This window comes from Methylobacterium litchii (genome assembly GCF_038442315.1).
GTDB classification, from domain to species: Bacteria; Pseudomonadota; Alphaproteobacteria; order Rhizobiales; family Beijerinckiaceae; genus Methylobacterium; species Methylobacterium litchii.
Map to the genome: position 1 here is coordinate 21,299 of NZ_JBBXMY010000012.1, position 12,946 is coordinate 34,244.

Annotated in this window: 11 protein-coding genes; 1 reads left to right on the plus strand and 10 read right to left on the minus strand. The window is 71.3% G+C overall.

Annotated elements, in window-relative coordinates; genetic code table 11:
- Nucleotides 1-68 precede the first annotated feature (68 nt).
- The 10 genes from AAHF99_RS19685 to AAHF99_RS19730 form a co-directional block, all read right to left on the minus strand.
- Nucleotides 69-2,966: an EAL domain-containing protein gene (locus AAHF99_RS19685; protein ID WP_342166166.1), complete on the minus strand. Its 2,898-nt coding sequence runs from the start codon at nt 2,964-2,966 to the stop codon at nt 69-71.
- A gap of 119 nt (nt 2,967-3,085) precedes the next feature.
- A complete protein-coding gene (locus AAHF99_RS19690) occupies nt 3,086-4,384 on the minus strand; it encodes a M16 family metallopeptidase (protein WP_342166167.1) in 1,299 nt (432 codons plus the stop codon).
- A 7-nt stretch (nt 4,385-4,391) separates the two neighbouring features.
- Nucleotides 4,392-5,804 carry a threonine synthase gene (thrC, locus tag AAHF99_RS19695; protein WP_342166168.1) on the minus strand — a complete coding sequence of 471 codons (1,413 nt, stop codon included), beginning with the start codon at nt 5,802-5,804 and terminating at the stop codon, nt 4,392-4,394.
- Between the two features lie 74 nt (nt 5,805-5,878).
- On the minus strand, nt 5,879-6,295 hold the full coding sequence (locus tag AAHF99_RS19700; RefSeq protein ID WP_342166169.1) for a DUF4864 domain-containing protein: 417 nt from the start codon (nt 6,293-6,295) through the stop codon (nt 5,879-5,881).
- Between the two features lie 60 nt (nt 6,296-6,355).
- Nucleotides 6,356-7,774 carry a DUF2142 domain-containing protein gene (locus AAHF99_RS19705; RefSeq protein WP_342166265.1) on the minus strand — a complete coding sequence of 473 codons (1,419 nt, stop codon included), beginning with the start codon at nt 7,772-7,774 and terminating at the stop codon, nt 6,356-6,358.
- Entirely contained in the window at nt 7,774-8,487 is a 714-nt protein-coding gene (locus tag AAHF99_RS19710; RefSeq protein ID WP_342166170.1) for a TVP38/TMEM64 family protein, read from the minus strand. The genes AAHF99_RS19705 and AAHF99_RS19710 overlap by 1 nt, the downstream gene beginning before the upstream one ends.
- The gene (locus AAHF99_RS19715; protein WP_342166171.1) at nt 8,484-9,251 is read right to left on the minus strand and encodes a glycosyltransferase family 2 protein; all 768 of its coding nucleotides are present in this window, start codon (nt 9,249-9,251) and stop codon (nt 8,484-8,486) included. The genes AAHF99_RS19710 and AAHF99_RS19715 overlap by 4 nt, the downstream gene beginning before the upstream one ends.
- A gap of 20 nt (nt 9,252-9,271) precedes the next feature.
- The gene (locus AAHF99_RS19720; RefSeq protein ID WP_342166172.1) at nt 9,272-10,198 is read right to left on the minus strand and encodes a glycosyltransferase family 2 protein; all 927 of its coding nucleotides are present in this window, start codon (nt 10,196-10,198) and stop codon (nt 9,272-9,274) included.
- Nucleotides 10,195-11,136, minus strand: a complete 942-nt coding sequence (locus AAHF99_RS19725) for a glycosyltransferase family protein (RefSeq protein WP_342166173.1) — start codon at nt 11,134-11,136, stop codon at nt 10,195-10,197. Before AAHF99_RS19725 ends, AAHF99_RS19720 begins: the two co-directional genes overlap by 4 nt.
- Nucleotides 11,137-11,270: 134 nt before the next feature.
- A complete protein-coding gene (locus AAHF99_RS19730) occupies nt 11,271-11,750 on the minus strand; it encodes an Lrp/AsnC family transcriptional regulator (RefSeq protein ID WP_342166174.1) in 480 nt (159 codons plus the stop codon).
- A 142-nt stretch (nt 11,751-11,892) separates the two neighbouring features.
- Between AAHF99_RS19730 and AAHF99_RS19735 the strand changes: the two genes are divergently transcribed.
- On the plus strand, nt 11,893-12,903 hold the full coding sequence (locus AAHF99_RS19735) for a 1-aminocyclopropane-1-carboxylate deaminase (protein ID WP_342166175.1): 1,011 nt from the start codon (nt 11,893-11,895) through the stop codon (nt 12,901-12,903).
- Nucleotides 12,904-12,946 lie beyond the last annotated feature (43 nt).

Genomic DNA, 12,946 nt, shown 5'->3' on the forward strand with positions numbered 1-12,946 from the left:
CGCTCATCCCCCACACGCGACCTGTGGATGACTCTGGGTGAACGTGGTTAAGGCGGGCTTAACCGGACCTACGCCGCCTCGGGCGCCGCGCCGACGATCTGGCGGGCCTGGAGCATGGTCATCGGCTCGCCGAAGGCCGGGCCGAGGGCGTATTCGCAGCCGAGTTCCACCAGCGCCACGGCGTCGGCCTCCGATTCGCAGCCCTCAGCGACGATGGAGAGGTTCAGTTCGCTCGCCATCTTCACGATGGAGCGCAGGATGCCGGTCTGGCCCGAGGCGATCTGGCGGACGAAGTCGCGGTCCACCTTGATCGTGTCGAACGGGAAGCGCTGCAGGTAGGAGAGCGCCGAGTAGCCGGTGCCGAAATCGGAGAGGCACAGGCCCGCCCCAAGGTCGTGGATGCGCGAGAGCATCTGCGCGGCGTATTCCGGGTTCTCCATCACGAGGCTCTCGCTGAATTCGAGCTTCAGGGAGCCGGGGAGCACGCCGGAGCGGGCGAGCACCGTCTTCACATCGTGCAGGAGGTCGTGGCGCAGCAGCTGCCGCGAGGACAGGTTGCAGGCCGCGAAGATCGGCGGCTCGACTTCGAGGGAGCGCTGCCACGCCGCGAGTTCCAGGGCGGTGCGCTCCAGGGCGAAGATGCCGAGGTTGACGATGAGGCCGCATTCCTCGGCGAGCGGCAGGAACGTCGCCGCCGGGATGCGCCCGAGCTTCGGGTGGTCCCAGCGCAGCACCGTCTCGAAGCCCGCCACCGTGCGGTCGTCGAGGCGCACGACGGGGTTGAACAGCACCCGCATCTCGTTGCGCTCGATGGCCTTGCGCAGATCCCCTTCGAGCATCACCCGGTCGGAGCGCTCGGCGCGCATGTGGGCGCGGAACACTTCGATCCGGTCGCCGCCCTGCCGCTTGGCCTGGATCATCGCGACTTCGGCGTTCTTCAGCACCTCGTCGCGCTTCTGGCCGCCCTCATAGAGGGCGAGCCCGATGGAGACGGTGAGGAAGATCTCCCGGTCGGCATAGGTGATCGGCGTGGCGATGGCCCGCTGGATCATGCTCGCGAAGGCGAGGATCCGGTCCGGGTCACGCTCGGAGAGCAGGATCACCGCGAACTCGTCGCCGGAGAGGCGGGCCAGGGTGTCTTGCGGGCGGAGCAGCCGCCCGAGCCGCCGCGACAGGGTGAGCAGGATCGAATCGCCCGCCGAAAGGCCGATCGCGTCGTTGATGCCGGTGAAGCGGTCGATGTCGAGGACGAGGATCGTGGGCTTGAGCCGCGCGTCCTGCCCGGCGAAGGCCAGGGCCGCGTCCAGCCGGTCCCCGAACAGCTCGCGGTTCGGCAGGCCGGTGAGGCTGTCGTGCACGGCATCGTGCAGCAGGCGCTCCTCGGCGGTCTTCACCTCGGTCACGTCCGCGATGGTGCCGACCACGCGGATCACCTCGCCGTCGGCGCCGATCACCGGACGGGCCTTCAGCCGGTACCAGAAATAGCTGCCGGCGGACGAGCGCAGGCGGAAATCGTGGACGATGCGGCCGCGCCGCTCCTCGATCACCGTGTCGAGGGCCGCCGAGTAGCGCTCCACGTCGAACGGGTGAAGGGCGCCGAGCCAGTTCGCGGCCGGGCCTTCCAGCGCCCCGCGCGACAGGCCGAGCTGCGCCTCGATCTCGGGGCCGGCGAAGATCTTGTCGGCGGGCACGTCCCAGTCGAACACCACGTCGCCTGCGCCGGTCAGGGCGAGCGCCCGGCGCTCCGTGTCGGAGACGAGGGCGTGGGAGAGGCCGCTGCCCGCGAAGGCGTGCTGGAGCACCGTGAAGCCGATCAGCATCACGATCAGCACGAGGCCGCCGATCAGCGCTGGCTGGACGAGGTCGCTGCCGATCTGGCCCGTCACCGCGAAGCCCGCCGCCGTCACCCAGATCATCAGCAGGAGCCAGGTCGGCACCAGCAGGATCGCCCGGTCGTAGCCGTTGTGGACGGAGAGGTAGAGGATCAGCAGCAGGCCGATGCCGGCCACCGCCGCGATGGAGATGCGCGCCACGCCCGCCGCCACGGGCGGATCGAACACCGCGAGCCCGACGAGGCCCGCGAGGAAGGCGAGCCAGAAGAACGCGACGTGGCTGTAGCGCACATGCCAGCGGGCGAGGTTCAGGTAGGCGAACAGGAAGACCAGCAGCGTCGCGCCGAGCACCGCCTCGGCGGAAGCGCGATAGACCCGCTCCGCCAGTTCGGTGACGGGGAAGACCCGCTGCAGGAAGCCGAAATCGATGCAGGCATAGGCGAGCACCGACCACGCCAGCGCGGCGGCGGCGGGGAAGATGATCGCGCCCTTCACCACGAAGACGATGGTGAGGAACAGGGCGAGCAGCCCGCTGATGCCAATGATGATGCCCTTGTAGAGCGTCAGGCCCGCCGTCTTCCGGCGGTAGGCATCCTGATCCCACAGGTGGAGTTGCGGTACGTTCGCGTTGCGCAACTCGGCGACGTAGGTGACCGTCGTGCCGGGATCGAGGGTGATGGTGAACTGGTCCGCGTCCGGGTTCTCGTCGCGCTCGGGGCGGATGCCCTGACTCGCGGTGATGGCGGCGATGCGCGAGCCGCCGAGATCGGGCCAGATCACCCCGGAGCCGACCAGCCGGAAATGCGGGGCGATGAGGATGCGGTCGATCTGCTCGTCGGTGTCGTTCGTGAGCGCGAAGGCGATCCAGTCGGGCCGGGCGCCCGCATCGCGGGCCTTCACGACGATGCGCCGCTTGATGCCGTCCTTGCCGGCGGCGGTGGAGATCTGAACGAGGTCGCCGTCCGACCGGTAGCGCTCGATGGCGCCGGTCAGGTCGATCACCGGCTGGTCGAGGCCGACCCGGACCGCCTCCACGGCGCGGGCGGGGCCGACCGAGACGAGGCCGCCGACCAGGATCAGGAGGAGGGCGAGGATGCGCAAGGGGCTGACGTGTCCGGCCGGGGGTGTCTGCATCGGCCGCCCTGGCGGCCTCGATTGGTAAAGACGGCGTGAAGACCCGGCAAGGCCGAGGGCGCGCCGGTCCACCGTTCGCGGATCGCGCCCCTTTGCGGCCAAATCAAGTTGAAGGCGGTTCAGCGCCCGCCCGACAGCCCCGCCGCAATCCGCTCCAGGGACGGCAACCCCGCGATGGGGCCGATGGCGGCGAGCGTCGGCGAGCCGGCGAGCATCGTCGCCGCCACCCGGCGCACGTCCTCGACCGTCACCGCATCGACCTTGGCGATCACCTCGGCGGCGGGGATCACCCGGCCCCAGGCGAGGATCTGGCGGGCGTTGCGCTCGATCCGCCCGCCCGGCGTCTCCAGCGCCGAGAGCAGCGAGACCTTCAATTGCGCCTTGGCGCGGGCGATCTCGGTCTCGTCGAGGTCGCGGGCGGCGCGGGTGGTGGCCTCCAGGGTCACGTCCACGAGTTCGGCCACGTCCGAGCCCGCCGTGCCCGCGCCGATGCCGAACAGGCCGCAATCGGAGAAGGGCCAGTGGAAGGCCTGGATCTCGTAGGCGAGGCCGCGCGTCTCGCGCACCTCGTGCCACAGGCGCGAGGTCAGGCCGCCGCCGAGCACCTGCGCGAACATGTGCAGGGCGTAATAGCCCTCGTCGCGGAAGGAGAGGCCGGGCAGGCCGATCACGAGGTTGGCCTGTTCGAGCTTGCGCTTCATCCGCCGCTCGCCGCCGCCGTAGCGGCCGGGCTCCATCGGCGGCGCCTCGACGGCCTTCATGCTCCCGAAATGCTGCTCGGCCGCCGCCACGATGGCCTCGTGCTCGACGCAGCCGGCGCCTGCCACCACGAGGCGGTCCGGGGTGTATTCGCGGGCGAGGTAGGCGCGGATGCCCGCCTCGTCGAAGCTCTGGATCGTCTCCGGCCGCCCGATGATCGGGCGCCCCACCGGCTGGCCGGGGAAGGCGGCCTCGGTGAAGGCGTCGTAGACCACGTCGTCCGGCGTATCCTCGATGGCCGCGTATTCCTGCAGGATCACGCCCTTCTCGCGGGCGAGTTCGCCCTCGTCGAAGGTGGCGCTCGTGAGGATGTCGCCGATCACGTCGAGGGCGAGGCCGGTATCCTCACCGAGCACGCGGGCGGTGTAGCTCGTCGTCTCGGTGGAGGTGGCGGCGTTGATCTCGCCGCCGACATTCTCGATCTCCTCGGCGATGCCCCGCGCCGTGCGCCGGGCGGTGCCCTTGAACGCCATGTGCTCGATGAGATGCGTCAGGCCGCTCTCGTCGGGGCGCTCGTGGCGGGAGCCCGCCCCGACCCAGACGCCAAGGCTCGCGGTCGCCACCCCCGGCATCGGCTCCGTCACCACGCTCACCCCGTTGGGCAGGCGGGTGACGCGGAGGGTCGGGGAGGCGGCGTGCGTCGAGAAATGCTGGTTCATCGGTGGCTCAGCCGCCCTTCGTGATGCGGGCGCGCTCACGGATGAGGCGCTCGATGGCTCCCTGGTCGTTGGCGACGCGGGTCAGGCGCTCGGGCCGGTCCATCAGGTCGGCGAGATGCGGGGGCAGGGCGGGGCGCCGGCCGCCCGTCGCCTTGGCGACCGCATCCGGGAACTTCGCCGGATGGGCGGTGGCCAGCGCCACGACCGGCGTCGCCGGGTCCTTCTCCAGCAAGCGCCGGCCCGCGTTCACGCCGATGGCGCTGTGAGGGTCGAGGGTCACGCCGGTGGCCGCGTGGCTGAAGGCGATCTCCTCCATCACGGCGCTCTCCGGCACCGCGTGGGCGTCGAACTCGCCGCGGATCGTGGCGAGCACCGCGTCGTCGAGGTGGAACCCGCCCGACTGTTTCAGCCCGGCCATGAGCCGCGACAGGCTCGACGCGTTCCGGCCCAGCGCCTCGAACAGCAGCCGCTCGAAATTCGAGGAGATCTGGATGTCCATGGAGGGCGAGGTGGTGGGCTCGACGCCGCGCAACTCGTAGGCGCCGTGCTCCAGGGTGCGCACGAGGATGTCGTTGGCGTTGGTGCCGATCATCAGGCGCTTGATCGGCAGGCCCATCTTCTTGGCGACCCAGCCGGCGAGGATGTCGCCGAAATTGCCGGTGGGCACCGCGAAGGAGACCTCGCGATGCGGGGCGCCGAGCGCCACGGCGCTGGTGAAGTAATAGACCACCTGCGCCGCGACGCGGGCCCAGTTGATGGAGTTCACGCCGGAGAGGCGGACCTCGTCGGCGAAATCGCCGTGCTGGAACAGGGCTTTGACGATGTTCTGGCAATCGTCGAACGTGCCGTCGATGGCGAGCGCGTGGACGTTCGGGGCGTCCACGGAGGTCATCTGCCGCCGCTGCACCTCCGAGACCCGCCCGTGCGGGTAGAGGATGAACACGTCGACCTGATCGAGCCCGCGGAACGCCTCGACGGCGGCGGAGCCGGTGTCGCCGGAGGTGGCGCCGACGATGGTCGCCCGGCTGCGGCGCTGGCGCAGGACGTGGTCCATCAGCCGGCCGAGCAGCTGCATCGCCACGTCCTTGAACGCGAGCGTCGGGCCGTGGAAGAGTTCCAGCAGGAACAGGTTGTCGTCGAGCTGGGTGATTGGGCAGATCGCCGGGTGCCGGAAGGTGGCGTAGGCGTCGTCGATCATCCGGTCGAGGTCGGCATCGGCGATCTCGCCGTCCACCAGCGGGCGCAGCACGCGCTTGGCGGCCTCGGCATAGGGCTTGCCGGCCAGCGCGGCGATCTCGTCGCGGCTGATTCGCGGCCAGGTCTGAGGCACGTAGAGGCCGCCATCGCGGGCCAATCCGGCGAGCAGCGCATCCGAGAACGAGAGCGGCGCGGCCTCGCCGCGGGTCGAGACGTGGAGCACAGGGGCCTCCGTGGGAAGGCGGTCCCTCTACACGATGCGGGCTTGCGTGTCGAAACCGGATCGCATGCGATCCCTCACGCGCTGATCCCCGGCGCCTTGATGAGGCGGCAGCCGGTGATGCGCCATTCGCCGTCGGGCTGGCGGTCCAGGGTGTACTCCGCCGTCCAGTCGGTGCCGTTCTCGTCCTGGATCGCCACCGTTTGGCTCACCGAGGTCTCGCCGACGTCGCGGGCGGTGCCGAAGACGAAGCTGCGGTGGCGGTAGACCGGCTGGTACTGGTTGCGCACCATCCCGAGGAACAGGTCCGGGTTCGGGAAGATGTCGCGGATCGCCGGAGCCGCCTGGGCATAGGCCGTCGAGGCGTCGTCCCGGCCGAAGGCCTCGGCCTGCCGGGTGATGACCGCGCGGGCCGCCGCCTGTTCCGCCTCGCCGGCCCACGCCTGGCACCCGAGGCATCCCAGAAGAAGGAAGAGGCAGGACAGGGCGCGCATGGCTGGTCACTCCGGTGGAGCAACCATGAATTGTAGGCGGCTGCGCGATCCCGGCAAGCGTCAGGCGGGGATCGTCATCGCCAGGGCCGCCAGCGGCAGGGCGACGACATCGACCGCCGCCGCCGCCACGGGGAGCATCGCCGGCCAGCGCCCGGCCTCCTCCCGCCGGGTGCGGGCGAAGGCGAGGACGAGCATCGGCACGAGGGGCAGGAGGTAGCGCCCCTGCGGGCCGTCGATCCGGTTCTCGCCGACATTCGTCCAGGTGAGGTATTGCGAGATCACCACCAGCCACAGGCAGGCGACGGCCGCCGCCGGCAGGATCAGCCGCTCGGCCCAAGGGGGCGGGGTGCCCTGCCGCAGCAGGACGAGCGGCACGAGCAGGGCCACGGCCCAGAGCCCGTAGAGGACGCCCGGCAGCGGCCTGTCGAGCCAGCCGAAGATGCCGATGGCACCCTTGTACAGGATGGTCAGGTGCTTGACCGTGCCGAGAAAATGCCCCGGCAGGGTCGCGAGCCGGGCGGGTCTTTCGAGCAGGACCTGCGCCTGCGCCTTCGGATCGGTGGCGGTGAAGGTCGCCGGGCGGGGGCCGGACCAGAGCGGACCGGCCTCGTAGGCGGCGCGGGGTACGGGCGTCGCGACATAGGCCGTCGCCGCCGCCGTCCAGAGGATGGCGGGCAGCACGGCGAGGAATGCCGCCGCGAGGCGCCGGGCGGCGTGGCGCATCCACTCGCCCCGGGGGGGCAGGGGCACCAGCAGCATGACGGCGAGCCCGGCATAGGGGGGCTTGGCCAGCACCACGAGGGCGAGGCTGAGGATTGCGCCGGACAGCCGCCAGCGGGCGCCCGCTCCGATGAGTGGCCGGGGCGTGAGCAGCGCGGCGGCGAGCGCCGCGAGGGCGATGATCGGGGCGTCCTGGTTGAACGAGGCCGCCAGCGACAGGGTCATCGGCAGGGCGAGGACGGCGAACAGGGCGACCCGCCCGCGATGGGCGAGCGCCAGGGCGGCGAGCGCGATCGCCAGGGTCGCCGTCGCGTTGCCGAGCCGCCCGAGATAGAAGCCGACCTCCGGCGCGAGGCCGAGGACGCGCGCGATGCCGAGCCCCGCCGCGCCGGGCAGGTAGAGGAAGGGCGGATAGGTGCCGACCGTATAGAGCGGCACGAAGATCCGGCCGCGCGCGTCGGGCTCGCTCTCAACCGCCGAGATGGCGCCGCCGAAATCCTTGGGCCGGGAGCGGCCGATCCGGTCCCAGACCGGGTCGAGGCGCACCCCCGCCGCTAGATGGGTCGAGCCGTCGGAATAGCGCACGCTCTCGCGGTGGCCGACCATGTCGCCCTGGATCAGCGCGGCGGCGCGGGCGAGGTGCGCGCCCTCGTCGGCGACCTCGCCCGGCGGGACGATCAGCGCGAGGGCGATGCAGACCGGGGCGCACAGGACCAGATAGGCGAGGCACCAGAAGCGCGGGCCGGAGGGCAGGCGCATCACGCGGGGATGTCCCCGTCCGGCAGGCTCTCCGGCGGGAGGGCGTCGCCGAGGATCCGGCGCAGGCGCAGCATCAGCAGCACGGTGGCGACCGCCCCCGCGCAGAGCATGCCGAGGCGCAGCCATTCCGCCGGCCCGGCGCCGGAGAGGAGATGGCCGCCCCCGCGCCCCAGCGCCCCGAGGGCGACGTAGGCGAACAGGGCCGGCAGGGCGGCGAGCGTCCCGAGGGCGTAGTCGCGTAGAGGGACCGCGCTCGCCCCGAGGGCGAGGCTCGTCGGCGCGAAGGGCATGATCGGCGAGAGCCGGATCAGGCAGACGAGCCGCCAGCCCTCGGCCTTGAGGGCGCCGTCGAGGGCGGCGAGCCGCCGTCCGCCGAACCGGGCGAGCGTCCGGGCGCCGAGCATCGTCCGCGCGAGGCCGAAGGTGATGAGCGCGCCCGTCATGGTGCCGAGGGCGGCGACGCAGAAGCCCTCGACCGGCCCGAGGAGCGCCCCCGCCGCGATGCCGACGCCGGAGGCCGGCACGATCCCCGAGGCGGCGACCAGCGCCTGCACCGCGAGGATGATCGCCGGCCCCGCCGGGCCGAGGCCCCGCAGCGAGGCGGTCAGCCGCTCGGCGGCGTCGGGGGCGAGAACACCCACCGCCAGCGGCGCGGCGGCGAGCCCCGCGAGCAGCGCGAGGCCGGCGAGGCGGCGGAGCGGGGGACGCCTCACGGACGCGCCTCCACGGGGGCGGGGGCGTCCGCGAAGAGCGGGTCCGCCTTCAGGCCGGCGTGGTGCAGACGGTAGGCGAGGCTCGTGCGCAGGACGCCGAGGCCGTAGATGCAGGAGCGCCGGAAGTTGATGGACGAGGCGTCGTCGAAATACCGCGTCGGGCAGGAGATCTCGCCGATGCGGAACTCCTGGTGCATGGCGAGCGCCAGCATCTCGTTGTCGAAGACGAAATCGTCCGAGCAGCGGTCGAGGGGCAGGGCTTCGAGCACCCTGCGGCTCCAGGCCCGGTAGCCCGAATGGTATTCGGAGAGCTTGTGGCCCATCAGCCAGTTCTGAACGAGGGTGAGCCCCCGGTTGGCGACGTACTTGTAGAGCGGCATCCCGCCCTTGAGCGCGCCGTTGCCGAGGATGCGCGAGGCCAGCACCGCATCGTACTCGCCGGAGACGATCATGGAGGCCATCGCGGTCACGAGGCGCGGGGCGTATTGGTAATCGGGGTGGAGCATCACCACCACGTCGGCGCCGCGATCCAGGGCGGTGCGGTAGCAGGTCTTCTGGTTGCCGCCGTAGCCGAGGTTCCTGGCGTGGCGCACCGTGTGGATGCCCAGCCGCTCGGCCACCGCCACCGTCGCGTCCCGGCTGGCGTCGTCGATGAGGATCACGTCATCGACGATGTCGAAGGGGATCTCGCGGTGGGTGCGTTCCAGGGTCGCCGCCGCGTTGTAGGCGGGCAGGACGACGGCGATTCGGTGTCCGTGGAGCATCGGCAGGGTCTTCGAACGGGTCAGGCCCGGAGGATCGCCGGGGCGATCTCGGGCAGGGCGGCGGCGAGGAGGCGGGCGGCGCGAAGCACCTCGCCGGCCTCGGTGACGGAGCGGCGGGCGAGCGCCTGCGCGAGGCGCAGGGGGATCTGCCCGCAGAAGGCGGCGGCGGTCAGGCCGAGGGCGGCGAGCCGTCCGTGGTGCTTGGCGGCATAGAGGATTTCGCTCCGCAGGATGTAGAACAGGCGCCGCGCCTTGGCCTGCCGGGTGGTGCCCTGGCCGAGATGGCGGGCGGCGGGGCCGGCGAGGTGGCGCACGGCGTAGCCCGCCTGCCGCGCCCGCAGGCACAGGTCGACATCCTCATAGTAGACGAAGAAGCGCTCGTCGAAGCCGCCGAGCGCAGCGAACAGGTCGCGCCGGATCATCAGGAAGGCGCCCATCACCTGATCGACGGCGCGGTCCTGCCCGTGGTCCCAGTCGCGCAGGAAATGCGGGGGCACGAGGCCGATCCGGTCGAGGGCGAAGGCCCGGCCGAGCATCGCGAGCGGGCGGGGGGCGCGGGCGCAGGAGCGGGCTGTCTGCCCGTCCGGTTCGACGAGCCGCGCGCCGACGATGCCCCATCCCGGCTCCCCGAGGAGCGCGGCGCGGGCGCGGGGCAAGGCGTCGGGCTCGACCCGCGCGTCGGGGTTCAGGAACAGGATCGCCGGGGCCGTGCCCGCCGCCGCGCCCTGGTTGCAGGCGCGGCCGAAGCCGAGATTGTCCGCGTTGCGGATCACCCGGAACGGGAAGGGCAGGGCGGGCAGGTGGTCGAGGGACGCGTCGGTGGAGGCGTTGTCCACCACGGTCACGGCGAGGCGGTCCGCGCCTTCCGAGGCGGCGAGCCCGGCAAGGCAATCGCGCAGCAGGGCGCCGCCGTTCCAGTTGACGATCACCACGTCGAGATCGCTCATCGCGGCAGATCCCTTGGCAAGTCTCTTGGTGGCCCAAGGCGGCCCATCAGCCCGTCCCGCGCCGCGCCCGCGAGGCGGCCGAGCACGGCGGGGCGCCAGCCGGAATCGGCCCAGTAGAGGAGGGCCTGGACGGGCAGGTAGAGCCCTTGAGCGAGCTTCCACGAGAGCGGCAGGTGCGGCAGGCGCCACGCGTAGACGCTGTTCCTGAGGTAGGTCGCCATGCGGAACAGGGGCTGGCGCGGCATCGTGAGACCCAGCCGCCGGATCGTCCCGCCGCCGACCCGGTGGGGCAGGCAGACGCTAGGGTCGCAATAGGTGCCGTGGCCGAGGCTCCAGGCGCGGAAGCACCATTCGAGCTCGACCCCGTCGATGAAGAAATCCGCCCGGAACGGGCCGGTGCGCGCGAAGGCGGCGAGGTCGAGGAGCGTGCCGGAGGTCGCCACGAACTGCACGGGGCTCAGGCCCGCCACGGCGGCCTCGCCGGCCCTCGCCGGGTAGGCAGGCGCCTTGTGGCCCGGCGCGGCCGAGGCGGTGGGGCCGACCACCGCCGGGGCGAAGCCCTGTGCCCGCAGGTGATCCCGACCGGCGAGCAGTGCCCCCGGCAGGGAGGGCGCGGCGGCGGCGTCCTGATCGAGGAGGTAGAGGCATTCCGCCCCCGCCGTCTGGGCCGCCGCCGCGAGACGGTTCAGGGCCTCCGCGATGCCGCGATTCGTGCCGTCGCCGAGGAGGGTGAAGCCCGCCCGCGCCAGCGCGTCCCGCGTCTCTCCGTCGAGGGGGGAGTTGGCATAGGCGAGCCGCGCCCCGAGACCGTCGGGCAGGCGCGAGGGCAGGGCCGCGACCTGGCCCGGCGTCGGGTGGAAGAGGGTGATCCCGGCGGCGATCCGCGCGAGCCCCGGCGCGGGGGCGGCGGTCGCCGTCTCCGGGTGCGGGGGCGGCATGGGCGGCTTCATCCGGACAAGCGATGTTCCAGGCTGGGCTGGTGACGATTCCAATGCGGTTTTCATGAGGCCGGCGCGGGGGCCGCCCGTCCCGACCCAATATGTGGGCAAAAATCCCACGCCATGGGGCGTGTCTAGAGATCGAGGGGCGCGTTGTCGATGACCTCCTTCATCACGAAGAAGGTCCGCAGCTGGCGGACCCCCGGCAGGCCGAGCAGGGTCGTGCTGTGCAGGCGGTTGAAATCCGCCATGTCCGAGACCCGGATCTTCAGGAAGTAATCGAAGTCGCCGGCCACGAGGTGGCAATCGAGGACGGTGGGAATCCCGCGCACGGCGGCCTCGAAGGCGGAGAAGGCTTCCGGGGTCGAGCGGTCGAGCACCACGCCGACGATGACGAGGGTGCCGCGCCCCACCCGCGCGGGGTCGATAAGCGCCCGCACCGCCCGCACCACGCCGCCGGCGAACAGCGCCTGGAGCCGGCGGTGGCAGGTGGCGGCGCTGGTGTTCACCCGCTTGGCGATCTCGGCATTGCCCATCCGCCCATCGGATTGGAGCAGGCGCAGGATCCTGAGATCGGTGCGGTCGAGCGCAGGCGGATCGGTGGATTCTTTCATTTTCGACGGCCGATGCGGAAGCTAAGGGCGGGAAGTGGTAATTTCGGGAAACCAGAAGCACATCGACAGAGCAAAATCGAGAGCACCTTCCGTTCGGCGTTTGCTACCTTGGCTGCGCGTCCAAGACCCGGAGACAGACCCGATGCTGGAAAAGTTCGAGCGCTATCCCCTTACCTTCGGCCCGACGCCGATCGAGCCGCTGAAGCGGCTCTCGGCCCATCTTGGGAACGAGGTCGAGATTTACGCCAAGCGCGAGGATTGCAATTCCGGCCTCGCCTATGGCGGCAACAAGCTGCGCAAGCTCGAATACATCGTGCCGGACGCGCTGAAGTCGGGCGCGGACACCCTGGTCTCCATCGGCGGCGTGCAGTCGAACCACACGCGGATGGTGGCGGCGGTGGCGGCGAAGATCGGCCTCAAGTGCCGGCTGATCCAGGAAGCCTGGGTGCCGCACGAGGACGCCGTGTACGACCGCGTCGGCAACATCCTCCTCTCCCGCCTGATGGGCGCGCAGGCCCAGCTCGTCGATGACGGGTTCGACATCGGCATCCGCGATTCGTGGAAGCGGGCGCTCGCCGAGGTCGAAGCCGAGGGCGGCAAGCCCTACGCGATCCCGGCCGGCGCCTCGGTGCACAAGTACGGTGGCCTCGGCTATGTCGGCTTCGCCGAGGAGGTCCGCGCCCAGGAGAAGGAGATGGGCGTGCGCTTCGACTACATCGTGGTCTGCACGGTGACGGGCTCGACCCATGCCGGCATGGTGGTCGGCTTCGGCGCGGACGGCCGCGCCCGTAACGTGATCGGCATCGACGCCTCCTGCACCCCGGCGCAGACCCGCGCCCAGGTGCTCGACATCGCCCGCAACACCGCCGAACTGATCGGCGCCGCCCGCGTCGAGGACGAGGACGTGGTCATCAAGGAAGACTACGCCTACCCGGTCTACGGCGTGCCCTCGAAAGAGACCGTGGAGGCGATCCGCCTCTCGGCCCGCCTCGAAGGCATGATCACCGACCCGGTCTACGAGGGGAAGTCGATGCAGGGCATGATCGACCTCATCCAGAAGGGCTTCTTCCCCAAGGGCTCGAAGGTGCTCTACGCCCATCTCGGCGGCGCCCCGGCGCTGAACGGCTACAGCTACACCTTCCGCAACGGCTGATTCCGGCGCATCCCGGCCTAGATCCCCCCTGTCATCGGACGGG